The following is an 18,106-nucleotide window of genomic DNA, read 5'->3' as shown; positions in this document are numbered from 1 at the left end:
CCTCAAGGGTGCCTTGTCTCTTTCTTACGCTTAAACCCTTATACTGAACCTATGGAAAACGAATAATGATAAGGAGGAAAACCTTCCGTGCTGACCCTGTTACATCTGCTCTCTGCAGTTGCACTGCTCGTATGGGGCACCCATATCGTCCGTACCGGCGTGATGCGCGTTTTTGGCGCCCGTTTACGTACCGTTCTCAGCAGCAGCGTTGAGAAGAAGCCGCTCGCCTTCTGCGCGGGCATTGGCGTAACGGCACTGGTTCAGAGCAGCAACGCCACAACTCTGCTTGTCACCTCCTTTGTGGCGCAGGATCTGGTGGCGCTGGCCCCGGCGCTGGTCATTGTGCTTGGGGCTGATGTGGGTACCGCGCTGATGGCGCGTATCCTGACGTTTGACCTCTCCTGGCTGTCGCCGCTGCTGATTTTTGTCGGCGTCATCTTCTTCCTCGGCCGCAAACAGACGCGGGCCGGCCAGCTTGGACGCGTGGGCATTGGCCTGGGGCTGATTCTGCTGGCGCTGGAGCTGATTGTGCAGGCGGTCACCCCGATTACCGAGGCCAACGGCGTTCAGGTCATCTTCGCTTCCCTGACCGGGGACATCATGCTCGACGCGCTGATTGGCGCGGTGTTTGCCATCGTCAGCTACTCCAGCCTGGCCGCCGTGCTGCTGACGGCCACGCTCACCGCCGCCGGGGCGATCTCCTTCCCGGTCGCGCTGTGTCTGGTGATCGGTGCCAACCTCGGCTCTGGCCTGCTGGCGATGCTCAATAACAGCGCCGCCAATGCTGCCGCCCGCCGCGTGGCACTCGGTAGCCTGCTGTTTAAGCTGGTGGGCAGCCTGATTATCCTGCCCTTTATCCATCCGCTGGCGAACCTGATGGACAACCTCCCGCTGCCGAAGGCGGAGCTGGTGATCTATTTCCACGTGTTCTACAACCTGGTGCGCTGCCTGGCGATGATCCCTTTTGCCGGGTCGATGGCCCGCTTCTGCGAACGACTCATTCAGGACGAACCGGAGCTGGATGCGCGCCTGAAGCCGAAGCACCTGGATACCTCCGCGCTGGACACCCCGGCGCTGGCGCTGGCGAATGCCGCGCGCGAGACGCTGCGCATGGGCGACGCGATGGAGACCATGCTCGAAGGCCTGCAAAAGGTAATGCACGGCGAGCCGCGGGAGGAGAAAGAGCTGCGCAGACTGGCGGACGATATCAACGTGCTCTATACCGCCATTAAGCTCTACCTGGCGCGCATGCCGCAGGACGAGCTGGCGGAGGAGGAGTCCCGCCGCTGGGCGGAAATCATTGAGATGTCGCTCAACCTTGAGCAGGCCTCCGATATCGTTGAGCGCATGGGCAGCGAGATCGCCGATAAATCCCTGGCCGCACGCCGGGCGTTCTCCGTTGAAGGTCTGAAGGAGCTGGAAGCGCTGCACGAGCAGCTGGTTAGTAATCTGAAGCTGGCGATGCTGGTCTTCTTTTCCAGCGACGTCCCGAGCGCGCGCCGCCTGCGCCGTAACAAGCATCGATTCCGCATTCTTAACCGCCGCTACTCGCACGCCCACGTTGAGCGTCTGCATCAGCAAAACGTGCAAAGTATCGAAACCAGCTCACTCCACCTGGGACTGCTGGGGGATATGAAGCGCCTTAACTCGTTGTTCTGCGCGGTGGCCTACAGCGTGATGGAACAGCCGGATGAAGATGACCAGCGGGATGAGTATTAATCCCCGGCGTGTTTGAGTGTTAGCCCAAAACCCAATGCTTTCATGACCGCGAGCGTGGTTTTGAGCGTTGGGTTTCCTTTATCACTGAATGACCGATAAAGCTGCTCACGTGATAAACCGGTTTGCTGTGAAATGTTCGACATGCCTTTGGCTCGCGCGACAACACCAAGGGCTTTAGCGATATATGTCGAGTCGCCTGTTTCTAGTGCATCAGCGATAAACACGGCGATTTCCTCGTCATCCACCAACGCGTTGGCGGGATCGTAAGGTGTTAATTTATGCATGCTCATTCACTCCTGCCATTGGGATACATTGCTCAGCATTTTTGCCATCAGTATGTCTCTGGCCTGGCTGCTTTTGTCACCACCACATAACAGCACGATGATGTAATTGCCCTGGTCTTTAAAATAGATTCTGTAGCCCGGACCAAAGTGGATCCTTAGCTCACTTATACCTTCTCCCACGGGTTTAACGTCGCCCGCTAAGCCATTTGCCAACCGAAAGAGGCGGGAAGCGATAATGGTCTTCGCTCGTCGATCTTTTAAGTTTTGCTCCCAGCGTCGGAAGGATTCTGTCTGAACAATCTCCTTCATATTACTCCCTGTGATTTATAAACTACAAACACTTCTCCATGGAGAGTAAAACTAAAAGGCTTGAACACATGGGTAAATGACAGAATGCAAAATCCTGAAAGCGTCTCGCAAACTAAAAAACCCGTCTCAGTTACCGTCGGCTAATCTTTTTTTCCAGTCCATACCTAAGGTATATTTCGCCCTTCACAGGAGAAACTATGCTGCCAACTCAATCAACCCGATTAAACAAATACATTAGCGAGAGCGGGATCTGCTCACGTCGCGAGGCGGACCGTTACATTGAACAAGGTAATGTGTTCCTCAACGGCAAGCGCGCCACGATTGGTGACCAGGTCATGCCTGGCGACGTGGTTAAAGTGAATGGTCAGCTCATCGAACCGCGTGATGCCGAAGACCTGGTGTTTATCGCGTTGAACAAACCGGTTGGAATTGTCAGCACCACGGAAGACGGTGAGCGGGACAACATCGTTGATTTCGTGAACCACAGCAGCCGTATCTTCCCGATTGGCCGTCTGGATAAAGACTCTCAGGGGCTGATTTTCCTCACCAACCACGGCGATCTGGTCAACAAGATCCTGCGTGCCGGTAACGATCACGAAAAAGAGTACATTGTGACGGTGAATAAGCCGGTCACGGACGACTTTATTCGCGGCATGGGCGCCGGTGTGCCGATCCTCGGTACCGTCACGAAAAAGTGTAAGGTGAAGAAAGAAGCGCCGTTCGCGTTCCGCATTACCCTGGTGCAGGGCTTAAACCGCCAGATCCGCCGCATGTGCGAGTACTTCGGTTATGAAGTGACGAAGCTGGAGCGCACGCGCATCATGAACGTCAGCCTGTCCGGCATTCCGCTGGGCGAATGGCGCGACTTAACGGACGACGAACTGATCGAGCTGTTCAGGCTTATCGAGAATTCCTCGTCCGAAGCGAAGCCGAAGGCCAAAGCCAAACCGAAAACCCAGGCGATTAAACGTCCGGTCGTGAAGGCGCCGCAGGCGGAAGAGAAAGGACGCGGCAAACCGGGTAACGGGAAGCGATTTACCCAGCCGGGCCGTAAAAAGAAAGGGCGCTAGCTAGCGCCTTCCACGAGTAGAGGTATTGGCCGACCAGGAAAAGGTCGTTTCAGTATCCGGCTTGTAAGCCTGCTGCTTTTTCAATTTGCGGGCTTTTTTCGCCTCGGCGTCACGCTGCGCCATCAGTTTGTCGATGTACTCTTTTTTCACCTGATTGGTTTCGGCGTTGGTCAGCGTACGGCCATGCGCGATGCGGGCGCGGTCGAGAAGCGTTTTCAGTTCGCGCTGCTCGGCTTCCGTCATGTCTTTCTGGGTCAAACGTGGTGTCGCCATTGCTGAAGCCTCCTGAGAGAGAGGCTTCAGTGTAAAGCAAGCTGAGTCAATTAACCCTGCTTCACCGCATCTTTTTTCGTTTGTTCCTCAATCGGTTTGCCGGACCAGTATCCCGCCAGCAGCGAGCCGGAGAGGTTATGCCAGACGGAGAACAGCGCACCCGGCAGGGCCGCCAGCGGCGAGAAGTAGATTTTACCGAGCGCCGCCGCCAGGCCGGAGTTCTGCATCCCTACCTCGATTGCCAGCGTGCGGCAGGTCGATTCGTCGAAGCCAAACAGTTTCCCGCCCCAGTAGCCGCCCAGCAGGCCAATGGTGTTATGCAGCACCACCGCGACGATCACCACAAAGCCTACGGAAGCAATGTGCGAGGCGGAGCCCGCCACCACGGCGCTGATGATGGCCAGAATACAGACCATCGAAAATGCGGGTAGGTATGGCTCAACGGCCTTCACCACGCGCGGGAAAAGATGGTGAATGACCAGCCCCAGCGCAATCGGGATCACCACGATTTGCAGAATGCTCAGCAGCATGCCCATCACGTCCACCTGAATATGCGCATCTACGTACAGGCGGGTTAACAGCGGCGTGGCAATCACGCCCACCAGCGTGGAGACGGACGAGATAGTGACGGAGAGCGCCACGTCGCCTTTCGCCAGATAGATCATGACGTTGGACGCCGTGCCGCTGGCCACGCTGCCCACCAGCACCATCCCGGCGGAAAGGTCGGGCGGCATCTTAAAGGCCATCGCCAGTAGCCACGCCGCGAGCGGCATCACCAGGTAGTGCAGAAATATTCCTGCCGCGACAGGCGCAGGGCGAGACAGCACGCGTTTGAAGTCGTCGACTTTCAGATGCACGCCCATACCGAACATGATCAGCATCAGCAGCGTGGTGACCCACGGACCAATACCGGTGAACGTGGTGGGCGTGTAATACGCGAGTACGGAGAGCAGCAGCGCCCATAACGGGAACAGCCGCGTAATAGCGGATAACATAATGATTTCCTTGCGATGAATGTTGTATGTGTTTGTTATAAAAAGCCGGGATCGAGCCCGGCTATAGTTATTGTTTATCGCGTAAGGAAGTAATATTCAAATGAATTATGACCGGATGCTTTCCCAGCTCAGACTAAAGCGAGCCAGATATTTGCGCAGTCGGTCGGCGTCGTTAGGATTGGCTTTTTTGAGCCGTGAAACGGCAAACAGCTCACGTCCGGCTTCAGACAACGATGCGCTGCGGCGACATACCTCCAGCACCGTTTCAAGTTGCCGCTGGTCAAAGAGGTCAATCTCCATGTCAGTTGCAGGCTGCGTCACGTCAGTTTGCCAGTCGGTCTGAAGACGTGAGATCTCCTCCAGCACCAGATCCTGAGTAATACGCCCTCGTTCCGCCAGCGTCGCCATGCGTGCGACGCTGGCGCTCAGTTCGCGAAAGTTGCCCCGCCACAGCGCCCTGCTGGAACAGGCAAAGGCCAGATAGCCTTCGCGCGCCTCTTTATCGAAGCGGATTTGCGTCTGGCTTTCGCGAGAGAAACGTTGAAGTTCGTAGTCGACATTCGGCGTGATGTCCTCTTTCCGTTGGGCAAGGCCGGGCAAGGCAAAGCTCCACATATTAATACGGGCATAGAGATCCTCACGAAAACGTCCCTCTGCCACCCACTGGCGCATATCACGGTGGGTTCCGGCGATAAGTTGAAAATCGCTGTGAACTTCTTTATCGGAGCCAAACGGGAAAAAAGTTTTCTCTTCAATGGCTTTGAGCAGCATCGCCTGTTCATCCAGGCCTAGTTCGGCAATCTCGTCGAGGAAAAGGACGCCGCCATCGGCTTCACGCAGCAGGCCGCTGCGCGCCGACAGTGCGCCGGTAAAGGCTCCTTTCACATGGCCGAACAGCGTGGACATGGCGTTATCACCGCGCAGGGTCGCGCAGTTGACGGAAACCAGCTTGCCGGATACCTGATGGCGTGACTGCTTAAGCTGATAAATGCGGTTCGCGAGGAACGACTTGCCCGCGCCGGTGGGGCCGGTCAGCAGGATCGGGGCTGTTGAACGTAGCGCCACGCGTTCAATCTTGTCGATAAGAGTGTTAAAGGTGGCATTTCGCGTATCAATGCCCGCTTTCAGAAATGAGATTGACTGCTGCTGCTCGCGCTGAAAACGGTTGGTAAGGGTTGTGTAGCGGCTTAAATCCAGGTCGATAATTGAGTAAGTTCCGGCTGCAGTCTCCTCAGCAGAGGCTTCTTTTCTGGCAGGGCCAGTCTGCAAAAGGCTGGCGGGAAGATAGCGGGCTTCCGTCAGCAGGAACCAGCAGATCTGCGCCACATGCGTGCCGGTGGTGATGTGGACGAAATACTCTTCGTGATCGGTATCAAACGTGTACTGGGTGGCGAAATCGAGAAACGCGGCATAAACCTCTTCGAAATCCCACGGGTCTTCAATGATTACCGTGCTGGGACGCACCTCGGTGTGGGGGGAAACCAGCACAATATCTTCCGCCAGTTGCTGAGCCATGCCGAGATCTCGCGGTTGATGTAGCAGCTCCAGCCTGTCGACCGGGAAATCCGGCTGTTGGCACAGCCCGACGGTCGGTCGCCATTTGCGAAAGCGATTAGCCCGCTTTCCCCGTTTATCCATCACGGTGCCAAGCACCCCGATTACCACCTTCCGCTTCTTCATGTTTATCCAGAAAGATAATTGTCGATATAACAGGATAAAAAATGTTGAGCCGAACGGCAATGCATGAAAAGCCTGATAAATAAAAAATCATTAATTATCAATAAAATAAAAAATAAAAACGGCGATTTTTGTTTTTGGCACGCTTCTGGCAATACAGATAACGTCACGACGTTGAGCACACTGGGGGTTAAGGCCCCGTCGGCGCACCAGGAACGGCAAGGCTGTTTTCCGGGGGCGTTCCGTCAACCAATGACAGACAGAAGGGTTCGATTCCCGATTCATTCTCCCAATGAAAACTGGTTGTAAACATCAAAGTAAATACGGGGATTGCGCAGTCAGCAATCCCAATGAAGGTCGCCGGTAATGGCGCCGGATCGCAGGCGAAAAGGCATTCCCCTGTGATTTCGTGCCTGCACCCGCGCCTGACTTTAAGGAATATAAAATGGCTAAAAAAATCACGATAAAAAAAGGTCAGTTAGGACTGGTAGCAAAAGCTGGCGATTATTACCGGGTACTGGAGGCGGGTGAACACCGTCTGGGTTGGTTCAATACTGACGACGTGCTGGTGGTGAGCCAGGACGGCAGCGAGGTGCCGGGTGCGCTGGCGGATTATCTGCGTCGCTTTCAGCCTGACTGGGTGGCACGTTACTGCCTGGCGGTTGATCTTACTGCGGATGAAATCGGGGTGTTATCGAACAACGGCGTATTGCAGGAGATTGTGCCGCCTTGTACACGTCGTCTGTACTGGCAGCAGGATGCGGCGTTGAGCCTGCGAAGAATTGATACCCGTGATGTGCGGGTGCCGGAGGACGTGATGAATGCTGCTCTGCAGCCGCGTCGCAATGGCGCGGTAAAAGGGCGTGACGCGATGCTGGTCGTACAGGTACCTGCCTGGCACGTCGGGGTGGTGAAAATCGACGGAGAAATTCAGGCACTGTTACCGCCGGGACTGACGGCTTACTGGAAAATTAACCATCTGGTTGAGGCAGAGGTAGTGGATACGCGCCTTCAGGTGGTGGAAGTGAGCGGGCAGGAGATCCTGACGAAGGACAAAGTTAACCTGCGCCTGAACCTGGCGGCTAACTGGCGCTACAGCGACGTGCTGCAGGCCTGCGGACAGCTTACGAAACCGCTGGAACATTTGTACCGCGAACTCCAGTTCGCACTGCGTGAGGCGGTCGGCACCCGCACGCTCGATGAGTTACTGGAAGATAAGCAGATCATTGACGAGGTGGTCAGCAAACAGGTGCAAGGCCGCCTGTCATCCTTTGGAATGGAAATTGCGTCGCTTGGGGTAAAAGATATTGTTTTACCTGGTGATATGAAAACGATTTTATCCCGTCTGGTAGAGGCCGAAAAATCGGCCCAGGCGAATGTTATTCGCCGACGTGAAGAAACGGCGGCGACACGATCGCTGTTAAACACCGCAAAGGTGATGGAAAACAACCCGGTGGCGCTGCGTTTAAAAGAGCTGGAAACCCTGGAAAGGGTCGCGGAGCGTATCGACAAAATTTCAGTATTTGGTGGCCTGGACCAGGTATTACACGGCCTTGTTAACCTGAAAGGATAACGCAATGCAACAGAATGATTTTGAATTACTGACAGCGCCATACGGCGCCCCGATCAAAATGTGGACTCACGGTGTGCCCGTGGAACCAGAGGCACAGGCGCAGTTACTGAATACCGCAAAGATGCCGTTTATTTTCAAACACCTTGCGGTGATGCCCGACGTTCACCTCGGTAAAGGCTCAACCATCGGCAGCGTGATCCCGACCAAAGGGGCAATTATTCCTGCGGCGGTTGGCGTAGATATTGGCTGCGGGATGATTGCCGTTCGCACGTCGCTGGTGGCCGGTGATTTGCCGGATAATCTCAGCGGTTTACGTAGCGCCATTGAACAGGCAGTACCGCATGGGAGAACCAATACCCGTTCTCGACGGGATAAAGGCGCGTGGGAAACGCCACCGAAAGAAGTGGACGATCGCTGGTGGGTGCTGGCCCCACGTTTTAAACAACTCACGGATAAATACCCGCAGTTGCGGAAAACCAACAACTACCAGCATCTGGGCACGCTGGGTACCGGAAATCACTTTATTGAAATTTGCCTCGATGAGCAGCAGCGCGTCTGGGTGATGTTGCACAGCGGCTCGCGCGGCGTAGGAAACGCCATCGGTAATGTGTTTATCGCCCTGGCACAGCAGGATATGCAGCATCACCTGGGACATCTGCCGGATAAAAATCTGGCCTATTTTCAGGAGGGGAGTCGTCACTATGAGGACTACATCGAGGCGGTGGAGTGGGCGCAGGATTTTGCCCGCCACAATCGGGAAGTGATGATGTCGCGCGTGCTGGCGGCGCTCTCTCGCGAAGTGACAAAGCCCTTTATTACGCAGCAGGAGGCGGTTAACTGCCATCACAACTATGTGCAGAAAGAGCATCACTTTGGGGAAGAGGTATTGATCACGCGCAAAGGTGCGGTGTCGGCGCAGAAAGGGCAGATGGGGATTATTCCGGGCTCAATGGGCGTAAAGAGCTTCATCGTGCGTGGCCTCGGCAACGAGCAAAGCTTCTGTTCCTGCAGCCACGGCGCTGGGCGAGTGATGAGCCGAACGGCGGCAAAAAAACGCTTTACCCTTAGCGACCATATTCAGGCGACCTCTCACGTAGAGTGTCGCAAAGACAATGAGGTGATCGATGAAACGCCGATGGCCTATAAAGACATTGATGCCGTGATGGCCGCGCAATCGTCGCTGGTGGAAATCGTTCATACCCTGCGTCAGGTAGTGTGTGTAAAAGGATAAAAAAATGAGCAACAACGATGTTGATAGCGCGATGCGCGCACGTGTCTGCGCGCAACTTCGCGATATAGAGCAGCGCTATAACGTGCGCGTGCTCTACGCCTGTGAATCGGGCAGCCGGGGATGGGGATTTGCCTCACCGGATAGCGATTATGATGTGCGGTTTTTGTACGTTCACCGCCCAGAATGGTATCTGCGCGTCGAATCCCAGCGGGATGTGATCGAGCTGCCGATAGATAATGAACTGGACGTTTGTGGCTGGGAATGGCGCAAGGCACTGGGCCTGCTGAAGGGGGCAAACCCGACGCTTATCGAGTGGCTGGATTCCCCTGTTGTTTATCAGGAGGATGAGACGGTATTGGCCGAGTTGCGTGCGCTAATACCTGCGTGGTTTTCGCCATTGCGCGCCCGCTGGCATTACTACTCGATGGCCCGAAAAAACTTCCGTGGATATTTACAGGGGGAAACGGTTCGGCTGAAAAAGTACTTTTATGTTCTGCGACCTTTGCTGGCGGCGCGGTGGGTAGAAGCGGGGAAAGGCGTTCCACCGATGCGTTTTGCCGAACTGCTTGCCGGGAGCGAACTGTGTGCGCCGTTACGTGCGGAAATCGATGCATTACTGGAAATAAAACAGCGCGCAGGTGAAGCGGAATATGGTCCTAAACGGCCCTTACTCCATGCTTTTTTGCAAAGTGAGCTGGTGAGAGGAGAAGTGCCGCCGGTACTACCCGACAGCAGAGAAGGAAATTTAAAAGATCTGGATTCGTTGCTGATGAGAACAGTAATGAAAAGCTAAAGAATGGCCCGGTAGTGAAAACGCCCGGGCCATTCTTGCGCTTATTCAAACAAATTCTGATGAAGTTTCTGCACCACCTGCTCGGCCTGATCGGCTGGCACCAGGAAGCAGAGGTTATAGCTGGACGCACCGTAGCAAATCATGCGGATGTTGAACGGGTCGAGCACGCCAAACACCTCTTTGCCCACGCCGCAGGCGCGTGACAGCTTGTTACCGATGATGGCAACCAGCGCCAGGTCTTCTTCGACTTCCACGCGGCACAGTTCAGACAGCTCAATCAGCAGCGACTGCGTCAGCAGGGTGTCGCCGGTTGAGGTAGAACCGGTGGTGTCCAGCGTCAGCGCAATGCTCACTTCAGAGGTGGTGATCAGATCCACGGAGATGTTGTGGCGCGCCAGAATGCCAAACACTTCCGCCAGGAAACCGCGGGAGTGCAGCATATTGTGGCTGTGCAGCGTCACCAGCGTCTGGCGACGGCGCAGGGCCAGGGCGCGGAACAGCGGCGGGTTTTCCGTTTTCTTACAGACCAGCGTGCCGCCCGCTTTTGGATCTTTACTGGAGCCGACAAAGACCGGAATATCGCTGCGCACAGCAGGCAGCAGCGTTGCCGGGTGCAGCACTTTCGCGCCGAAGGTGGCCATTTCCGCCGCTTCTTCAAACGCGATCACATCAATACGTTTCGCCGCAGAAACGACGCGCGGGTCGGTGGTGTAAATACCCGGAACGTCAGTCCAGATATCCACGCGCGTGGCATGCAGGGCCTCGCCCAGCAGCGCGGCGGTGTAGTCGCTGCCGCCACGGCCAAGCGTGGTGGTGCGGCCCTTCGCTTCGCTGCCGATAAAGCCCTGGGTGATCACGATGCCGTCAGCCAGACGCGGGGCAAGCTGCTGATTGGTCAGCTCGGCCAGTGCTTCAACGTCCGGCTCGGCGCGGCCAAAGCGGTCGCTGGTGCGCATCACTTTACGCACGTCAAACCACTGCGCCTGAATGTTACGCTCGCGCATGATTTCCACAAACAGCAGGGTGGACATCAGCTCACCGTGGCTGACCAGCTCGTCGGTCAGGGCGGTGGAGGTGGCCAGCGAGGCGGCTTCTGCCAGGGTGGTGATGTTTTCCAGCAGACGTTCCACTTCCTCGCGGATGACGTTCGGGTTCTGCAGACGCTCAAGAATGTCGAACTGAATTTTGCGCAGTGCATCCAGCTTCACGAAACGTTCTGTCGCTTCCAGTCCTTCAGACAGAGAAACCAGCAGGTTCGTCACGCCGGCAGATGCAGACAGCACCACCAGGCGGGTATTCGGATCGGCCAGCACCACATCGGCGCTGCGGTTCATGGCATCGTAATCGGCCACACTGGTGCCGCCAAATTTGGCGACCACAAAACTCGTCATAACAACCTCGTGTCAGGGAATGAATAAGCGACCTTGGCACAAGAGTGAAACGAAAACAGGTGCAGGCGCAAAATACGGCCCTATAAATAAAATGCGGGGGAGGTCCTGTCAATGCTGGGATTATGCGGATTTTTTATGGGGGGGTACCCCTGAGAAACAGGACTTATAACAGGGCCAGATTTTATGCTCCGTTTTAGGGCATTTTGACCGACATTTCACCGCTCCTGGAAGGCGCTTCAGCAGCTATACTTTTCGGGTCTTTTCACCTGTGTTTGATGCAGGCCAGGGCAATGGCATAAAAACCATCACAATTTTTATTTGCAGGCGCTACAATCGACCGCAGTCACAATTCTCAAATCAGAAGAGTATTGCTAATGAAAAACATCAACCCAACGCAGACCGCTGCCTGGCAGGCACTCCAGAAACATTTTGATGAAATGAAAGACGTCACCATCGCGGATCTGTTCGCGAAAGATGCCGATCGTTTCAACAAGTTCTCCGCGACCTTCGACGACCTGATGCTGGTGGATTTCTCTAAAAACCGCATTACCGAAGAGACGCTGGCAAAACTGCAGGATCTGGCGAAAGAAACCGAGCTGGCGGACGCCATCAAATCCATGTTCTCCGGTGAGAAGATCAACCGCACCGAAGACCGTGCCGTGCTGCACGTCGCTCTGCGTAACCGTAGCAATACGCCAATCATCGTTGACGGCAAAGACGTTATGCCGGAAGTGAACGCGGTGCTGGAAAAGATGAAAACCTTCTCCGAAGCGATCATCTCCGGTAGCTGGAAAGGCTACACCGGCAAAGCGATCACCGACGTGGTAAACATCGGTATCGGCGGTTCTGACCTCGGCCCGTTCATGGTGACCGAAGCGCTGCGTCCGTACAAAAACCACCTCAATATGCACTTTGTGTCTAACGTCGATGGTACCCACATCGCCGAAGTGCTGAAGAACGTGAACCCGGAAACCACCCTGTTCCTGGTTGCGTCTAAAACCTTTACCACCCAGGAAACCATGACCAACGCCCACAGCGCGCGCGACTGGTTCCTGAAAACCGCGGGCGACAACAAGCACGTGGCGAAACACTTCGCGGCGCTGTCTACCAACGGTAAAGCCGTCAGCGAGTTCGGTATCGACACCGCGAACATGTTCGAGTTCTGGGATTGGGTTGGTGGCCGCTACTCTCTGTGGTCTGCAATTGGCCTGTCCATCATCCTGTCCGTGGGCTTCGACAACTTCGTTGAGCTGCTCTCCGGCGCGCACGCGATGGACAAACACTTCTCCACCACCGCACCAGAGAAAAACCTGCCGGTACTGCTGGCGCTGATCGGGATCTGGTACAACAACTTCTTCGGCGCTGAAACCGAAGCGATCCTGCCGTACGACCAGTATATGCACCGCTTTGCTGCGTACTTCCAGCAGGGCAACATGGAATCCAACGGTAAATACGTTGACCGTAATGGCAACGCGGTGGACTACCAGACTGGCCCAATCATCTGGGGCGAGCCGGGTACTAACGGCCAGCATGCTTTCTACCAGCTGATTCACCAGGGCACCAAAATGGTACCGTGCGATTTCATCGCGCCGGCTATCACCCATAACCCGCTGTCCGATCACCATCCGAAGCTGCTGTCCAACTTCTTCGCCCAGACCGAAGCGCTGGCGTTCGGTAAATCCCGCGAGGTGGTAGAGCAGGAATACCGCGACCAGGGTAAAGATCCGGCCACGCTGGACCACGTTGTCCCGTTCAAAGTGTTCGAAGGCAACCGTCCAACCAACTCCATCCTGCTGCGCGAAATCACGCCGTTCAGCCTGGGTGCGCTGATTGCTCTGTACGAGCACAAAATCTTCACGCAGGGCGCGATCCTGAACATCTTCACCTTTGACCAGTGGGGCGTTGAGCTGGGCAAACAGCTGGCAAACCGTATTCTGCCAGAGCTGGGTGATGATAAAGCGATTACCAGCCATGACAGCTCGACCAATGGTTTGATCAACCGTTATAAAGCATGGCGTGCGTAATTAAAACGTCATGAAAACGTGCCGGCTTAATGCCGGCATTTTTTTATCGGATAATTCCTGATGTCTGTTAGTTAACTCAAATTCTGGTTCTGAGTTTAATCCGAAAAAGACGCTTAACCCGTTAATTGCTGCGGTTTATTTTAAGAAAATACGCAGAAGTCAGTTAATATCTATATATTATAACTTATTGATTTTTATTAGTTATATATTTTCCTGTTTTTCCTTTCATTTCGGTTTTATCCATTAGTCCGAAAACCCTCTCCCTATTTCCCCTTACGGCAAACCCGCGGCAGTAGTTGTGTATACTCGATTCCGCCTGAAATTCTTTTCGGGCAAATCTCCATTCATTCATTGAAGGGAAATTGTTATGAAGAAAGTACTGTATGGCATTTTTGCCATATCTGCGCTTGCGGCGACATCTGTCTATGCAGCTCCGGTTCAGGTCGGGGAAGCGGCAGGGTCGGCTGCGACGTCTGCGTCTGCGGGGAGTTCTACCGCAGCCAGCGCCAGCACCGTAAGTTCAGCCGTGGGTGTCGCGCTGGCGGCAACCGGTGGCGGTGATGGCTCCAACACCGGAACCACGACCACCACGACAACCAGCACCCAGTAATAGCGGGTGTTTTAATCATAACCACACTTCGGTGTGGTTATTTCGCCCCTTCGGAGAAGAGTCGTGAAGCGACCTGCAATCATTCTGATTTGCCTGCTGCTGCAGGCGTGCTCGGCCACCACTAAAGGGCTGGGAAACTCACTGTGGGAAAGCCTGTTCGGCACACCGGGCGTGCATCTGACCGATGACGAACTTCAGAACATGCCCTATGCCAGTCAGTACATGCAGCTTAACGATGGCCCGCAACTGTTTGTGGTGCTCGCTTTCGATGAAAACGGGCAGCAGAAATGGGTGACGCAGGATCAGGCCACCATCGTGACGCAGCATGGCCGTATCGTGAAAACCCTGTTGGGCGGCGATAACCTGCTGGAGGTGAATAATATCGCCGACGACCCGCTGATCAAGCCGAACCAGATCGCCGACGGCGCAGGCTGGACGCGCACGATGGGCTGGACCGAACACAAGCAGGTGCGTTACGCCACGGCACGCTCGACCTTCCGCTGGGACGGCACCGACAGCGTGAAAGTCGGCAGCGACGAAACGCAGGTTCGCGTGCTGGATGAAGAGGTCACCACCGACCAGGCCACCTGGCATAACCGCTTCTGGATCGACGAGGAAGGGCAGATCCGTCAGTCCTTACAGTATCTCGGTGCCGGTTTCTTCCCGGTCAAAACCACCCTGATCAAGGCGGCGAAATCATGAAAACGCTCATTCACGTTGCGCTTATCGCCAGTTTTGCCGCGCCGCTGGCATGGTCCGCCGGGACAGTAAAGGTCTACACGCCGGACAGTGAAAAACCCAAAACCTTAACCCACGCCGAACACCTGCTCGATCTTGTCGGACAGCCAAGGCTCGCCAACAGCTGGTGGCCAGGCGCGGTCATCGCTGAACGGCAGAAGACCGTGGAAGCGGAACAGCAGCACAAGGCGCTTCTTGCCAGGCTAACGGGACTCGCGGAACAGGAAGATGGCGACGACGCGGCGGCCATTAATAGCGTCCGTCAGCAACTGCAGGCGCTGAAGGTGACGGGCCGACAGAACGTCAATCTTGACCCGGATGACGTGCGCGTCACGGAAAACGGCAACCCCACGCTGGAAGGGGACTATACGCTCTGGCTTCCGGCGAAGCCGACGACGGTGACCGTGATGGGGCTTATCAGCAGCCCAGGTAAGAAGCCCTTTACCCCCGGTCGTGACGTGGCGAGCTATCTCGACGAGCAGAGTCTGCTGAGCGGCGCGGATAACAGCTACGCCTGGGTGGTTTACCCTGACGGCCACACGCAAAAAGCCCCTGTCGCTTACTGGAATAAGCGTCATATCGAACCCATGCCGGGCAGCATTATTTTTGTCGGTTTTGCCGACCATTTCTGGACGAAGGCGTATGACGGGCTTAACGCCGATATCCTTCACTCCCTGATTCAGCGGATACCGGAATAATGAAAAGAACCTATCTCTACAGCATGCTGGCGCTCTGCGTGAGTGCCGCCTGCCATGCAGAAACGTATCCGGCACCCATTGGCCCGTCTCAGTCAGACTTCGGCGGCGTCGGTTTACTGCAAACGCCCACCGCGCGTATGGCGCGTGAAGGGGAAATTAGCCTTAACTACCGTGATAACGACCAGTATCGCTACTACTCGGCGTCGGTGCAGCTGTTCCCGTGGCTTGAAACCACGCTGCGCTATACCGACGTGCGGACGAAACAATACAGCAGCGTCGAGGCGTTCTCAGGCGATCAGACCTACAAAGATAAAGCCTTCGACGTCAAGCTGCGCCTGTGGGAAGAGAGCTACTGGATGCCGCAGGTCTCCGTGGGTGCCAAAGATATCGGCGGTACCGGCCTGTTTGACGCGGAATACATCGTGGCCAGCAAGGCCTGGGGGCCGTTCGACTTCTCGCTCGGTCTGGGATGGGGCTATCTTGGCACCAGCGGCAACGTGAAAAACCCGTTTTGCTCCTACAGCGATAAATACTGCTACCGCGATAACAGCTACCAGAAAGCGGGCTCCATCAACGGTGACCAGATGTTCCACGGTCCGGCGTCACTGTTTGGCGGTGTTGAATATCAGACGCCCTGGCAGCCTTTACGCCTGAAGCTGGAGTACGAGGGGAATGACTACTCGCAGGACTTCGCCGGGAAGATTGAGCAGAAGAGCAAGTTTAACGTCGGCGCCATTTATCGCGTCACCGATTGGGCCGACGTTAACCTCAGCTACGAGCGCGGCAATACGGTAATGTTTGGCTTCACGCTGCGCACCAACTTTAACGACATGCGGCCGCACTACAATGATAACGCGCGGCCTGCATACCAGCCGGAGCCGCAGGATGCGATTCTGCAGCACTCCGTGGTGGCAAACCAGCTGACGCTGCTGAAATACAATGCCGGTCTGGCGGATCCGAAAATTCAGGTGAAAGGCGATACGCTGTACGTCACCGGCGAGCAGGTGAAATACCGCGACTCGCGTGAAGGGATCGAACGCGCCAACCGGATCATCATGAACGATCTCCCGGACGGGATCCGCACGATCCGCGTGACGGAGAACCGTCTCAACCTGCCGCAGGTGACGACGGAAACGGACGTTGCCAGCCTTAAGCGCCACCTGGAAGGCGAACCGCTTGGGCATGAAACCGAGCTGGTGCAAAAACGCGTTGAGCCGATCGTGCCGGAGACCACCGAGCAGGGCTGGTATATCGACAAGTCGCGCTTCGATTTCCATATCGATCCGGTGCTGAACCAGTCCGTCGGCGGGCCGGAAAACTTCTACATGTATCAGCTGGGCGTCATGGCGACGGCGGATCTGTGGCTCACCGACCACCTGCTGACCACCGGCAGCCTGTTCGGCAACATCGCCAACAACTACGACAAGTTCAACTACACCAATCCGCCAAAAGACTCGACGCTGCCGCGCGTGCGTACCCGCGTGCGTGAGTACGTGCAGAACGATGCCTACGTGAATAACCTGCAGGCCAACTACTTCCAGTACTTCGGCAATGGCTTCTACGGCCAGGTGTACGGCGGGTATCTGGAAACCATGTACGGCGGCGCGGGGGCAGAAGTGCTTTATCGTCCTGTCGACAGCAACTGGGCGTTCGGGATTGATGCCAACTACGTCAAACAGCGTGACTGGCGCAGCGCCCAGGACATGATGAAGTTCACCGACTACAGCGTCAAAACCGGCCACCTGACCGCCTACTGGACGCCGTCGTTCGCGCCTGACGTGCTGGTGAAAGCCAGCGTCGGCCAGTACCTGGCGGGCGACAAGGGCGGCACGCTGGACATCTCCAAACACTTCGACAGCGGCGTCGTGGTGGGCGGCTACGCCACCATTACCAACGTCTCGCCGGACGAGTACGGGGAAGGGGACTTCACCAAAGGGGTTTACGTGTCGATTCCGCTGGATCTGTTCTCATCCGGTCCAACCCGCAGCCGCGCGGCCATCGGCTGGACGCCGCTGACGCGCGACGGCGGTCAGCAGCTTGGACGTAAGTTCCAGCTGTATGATATGACCAGCGACAAGAACATTAACTTCCGCTGATGCCCCTCACCCTAACCCTCTCCCCAAAGGGGAGAGGGGATCGCTCGGTGCTGTCTTTTCCCCCTCGCCCCTTTGGGGAGAGGGCCGGGGTGAGGGGAATCCTCTCCGGTGCGCTAAACATAAACAAAAAATATAGATCTCCGTCACATTTTTGCGTTATACAGAAACCTCGCCCTGGAGAATGAGGTGCTGTATGACATCCCTGACTCGCCCGCGCGTTGAGTTTATCTCAACTATCCTCCAGACCGTGCTGAACCTCGGTCTGTTGAGCCTTGGCCTGATACTGGTCGTCTTTTTGGGTAAGGAGACGGTGCATCTGGCGGATGTGCTGTTTGCCCCTGAACAAACCAGCAAATATGCGCTGGTGGAAGGACTGGTGGTCTACTTTCTCTACTTTGAATTTATCGCCCTGATTGTGAAGTATTTTCAGTCCGGCTTTCACTTCCCGCTGCGTTATTTTGTCTACATCGGGATCACCGCGATTGTGCGGCTGATCATCGTCGATCATAAATCCCCGCTCGACGTGCTGATCTACTCGGCGGCGATCCTGCTGCTGGTGATCACCCTCTGGCTGTGTAACTCGAAGCGGCTGAAACGCGAATAAAAAAATGGCGGCCCGGAGGCC

At 55.7% G+C, this 18,106-nt stretch carries 17 protein-coding genes; 11 read left to right on the top strand and 6 right to left on the bottom strand.

What is annotated here, in order from left to right; genetic code table 11:
- Nucleotides 1-87 precede the first annotated feature (87 nt).
- Nucleotides 88-1,719 carry a Na/Pi cotransporter family protein gene (locus LJA86_RS21080; RefSeq protein ID WP_048226411.1) on the top strand — a complete coding sequence of 544 codons (1,632 nt, stop codon included), beginning with the start codon at nt 88-90 and terminating at the stop codon, nt 1,717-1,719.
- Here LJA86_RS21080 and LJA86_RS21075 read toward each other — a convergent pair.
- Complete coding sequence (locus tag LJA86_RS21075; RefSeq protein WP_021242718.1) at nt 1,716-2,003, bottom strand: addiction module antidote protein; 288 nt, start codon at nt 2,001-2,003, stop codon at nt 1,716-1,718. The two genes, LJA86_RS21080 and LJA86_RS21075, sit on opposite strands and share 4 nt — an antisense overlap.
- A 6-nt stretch (nt 2,004-2,009) precedes the next feature.
- The gene (locus LJA86_RS21070; protein ID WP_023293553.1) at nt 2,010-2,312 is read right to left on the bottom strand and encodes a type II toxin-antitoxin system RelE/ParE family toxin; all 303 of its coding nucleotides are present in this window, start codon (nt 2,310-2,312) and stop codon (nt 2,010-2,012) included.
- A 197-nt stretch (nt 2,313-2,509) separates the two neighbouring features.
- On the opposite strand from LJA86_RS21070, the gene rluF reads away from it, so the two are divergent.
- Nucleotides 2,510-3,382 carry a 23S rRNA pseudouridine(2604) synthase RluF gene (gene rluF / locus LJA86_RS21065; RefSeq protein WP_045352872.1) on the top strand — a complete coding sequence of 291 codons (873 nt, stop codon included), beginning with the start codon at nt 2,510-2,512 and terminating at the stop codon, nt 3,380-3,382.
- Here rluF and LJA86_RS21060 read toward each other — a convergent pair whose 3' ends face one another.
- From LJA86_RS21060 to rtcR, 3 genes are all read right to left on the bottom strand, one after another.
- Nucleotides 3,383-3,655 carry a DUF3811 domain-containing protein gene (locus tag LJA86_RS21060; RefSeq protein WP_014830263.1) on the bottom strand — a complete coding sequence of 91 codons (273 nt, stop codon included), beginning with the start codon at nt 3,653-3,655 and terminating at the stop codon, nt 3,383-3,385.
- Between the two features lie 50 nt (nt 3,656-3,705).
- Nucleotides 3,706-4,650 carry a ketopantoate/pantoate/pantothenate transporter PanS gene (gene panS / locus LJA86_RS21055; RefSeq protein ID WP_045909140.1) on the bottom strand — a complete coding sequence of 315 codons (945 nt, stop codon included), beginning with the start codon at nt 4,648-4,650 and terminating at the stop codon, nt 3,706-3,708.
- A 105-nt stretch (nt 4,651-4,755) separates the two neighbouring features.
- Complete coding sequence (gene rtcR / locus LJA86_RS21050) at nt 4,756-6,330, bottom strand: RNA repair transcriptional activator RtcR (RefSeq protein WP_048030173.1); 1,575 nt, start codon at nt 6,328-6,330, stop codon at nt 4,756-4,758.
- A 442-nt stretch (nt 6,331-6,772) separates the two neighbouring features.
- On the opposite strand from rtcR, the gene LJA86_RS21045 reads away from it, so the two are divergent.
- Genes LJA86_RS21045 through LJA86_RS21035 form a run of 3 tightly spaced genes read left to right on the top strand, consistent with a single transcriptional unit; the run spans nt 6,773 to nt 9,924 of the window.
- Complete coding sequence (locus LJA86_RS21045) at nt 6,773-7,900, top strand: slipin family protein (RefSeq protein ID WP_048226415.1); 1,128 nt, start codon at nt 6,773-6,775, stop codon at nt 7,898-7,900.
- A gap of 4 nt (nt 7,901-7,904) precedes the next feature.
- Entirely contained in the window at nt 7,905-9,131 is a 1,227-nt protein-coding gene (locus LJA86_RS21040) for an RtcB family protein (RefSeq protein WP_229226686.1), read from the top strand.
- Nucleotides 9,132-9,135: 4 nt separating this feature from the next.
- Nucleotides 9,136-9,924, top strand: a complete 789-nt coding sequence (locus LJA86_RS21035; protein ID WP_229226685.1) for a DNA polymerase beta superfamily protein — start codon at nt 9,136-9,138, stop codon at nt 9,922-9,924.
- A gap of 41 nt (nt 9,925-9,965) precedes the next feature.
- Here LJA86_RS21035 and lysC read toward each other — a convergent pair whose 3' ends face one another.
- Complete coding sequence (lysC, locus tag LJA86_RS21030) at nt 9,966-11,315, bottom strand: lysine-sensitive aspartokinase 3 (RefSeq protein WP_045909145.1); 1,350 nt, start codon at nt 11,313-11,315, stop codon at nt 9,966-9,968.
- Nucleotides 11,316-11,689: 374 nt separating this feature from the next.
- Here lysC and pgi point away from each other — a divergent pair, with 374 nt between their 5' ends.
- The 6 genes from pgi to psiE all read left to right on the top strand — a co-directional run bounded on the left by pgi (nt 11,690) and on the right by psiE (nt 18,085).
- On the top strand, nt 11,690-13,339 hold the full coding sequence (pgi, locus tag LJA86_RS21025; protein ID WP_045909146.1) for a glucose-6-phosphate isomerase: 1,650 nt from the start codon (nt 11,690-11,692) through the stop codon (nt 13,337-13,339).
- Nucleotides 13,340-13,706: 367 nt separating this feature from the next.
- Nucleotides 13,707-13,949: an exopolysaccharide production protein YjbE gene (gene yjbE, locus LJA86_RS21020; RefSeq protein ID WP_008503423.1), complete on the top strand. Its 243-nt coding sequence runs from the start codon at nt 13,707-13,709 to the stop codon at nt 13,947-13,949.
- Between the two features lie 63 nt (nt 13,950-14,012).
- Complete coding sequence (locus LJA86_RS21015) at nt 14,013-14,651, top strand: YjbF family lipoprotein (protein WP_024906676.1); 639 nt, start codon at nt 14,013-14,015, stop codon at nt 14,649-14,651.
- Complete coding sequence (locus LJA86_RS21010) at nt 14,648-15,385, top strand: capsule biosynthesis GfcC D2 domain-containing protein (RefSeq protein ID WP_045909148.1); 738 nt, start codon at nt 14,648-14,650, stop codon at nt 15,383-15,385. The genes LJA86_RS21015 and LJA86_RS21010 overlap by 4 nt, the downstream gene beginning before the upstream one ends.
- On the top strand, nt 15,385-17,481 hold the full coding sequence (locus LJA86_RS21005) for a YjbH domain-containing protein (RefSeq protein ID WP_023345255.1): 2,097 nt from the start codon (nt 15,385-15,387) through the stop codon (nt 17,479-17,481). Before LJA86_RS21010 ends, LJA86_RS21005 begins: the two co-directional genes overlap by 1 nt.
- Nucleotides 17,482-17,674: 193 nt before the next feature.
- The gene (psiE, locus tag LJA86_RS21000) at nt 17,675-18,085 is read left to right on the top strand and encodes a phosphate-starvation-inducible protein PsiE (RefSeq protein WP_000202963.1); all 411 of its coding nucleotides are present in this window, start codon (nt 17,675-17,677) and stop codon (nt 18,083-18,085) included.
- Nucleotides 18,086-18,106: the final 21 nt, after the last annotated feature.

Source organism: Enterobacter sp. TCD1-1, from assembly GCF_020567405.1.
GTDB lineage: Bacteria > Pseudomonadota > Gammaproteobacteria > Enterobacterales > Enterobacteriaceae > Enterobacter > Enterobacter quasiroggenkampii.
This window is presented reverse-complemented; position numbering and strand designations above follow the sequence as displayed.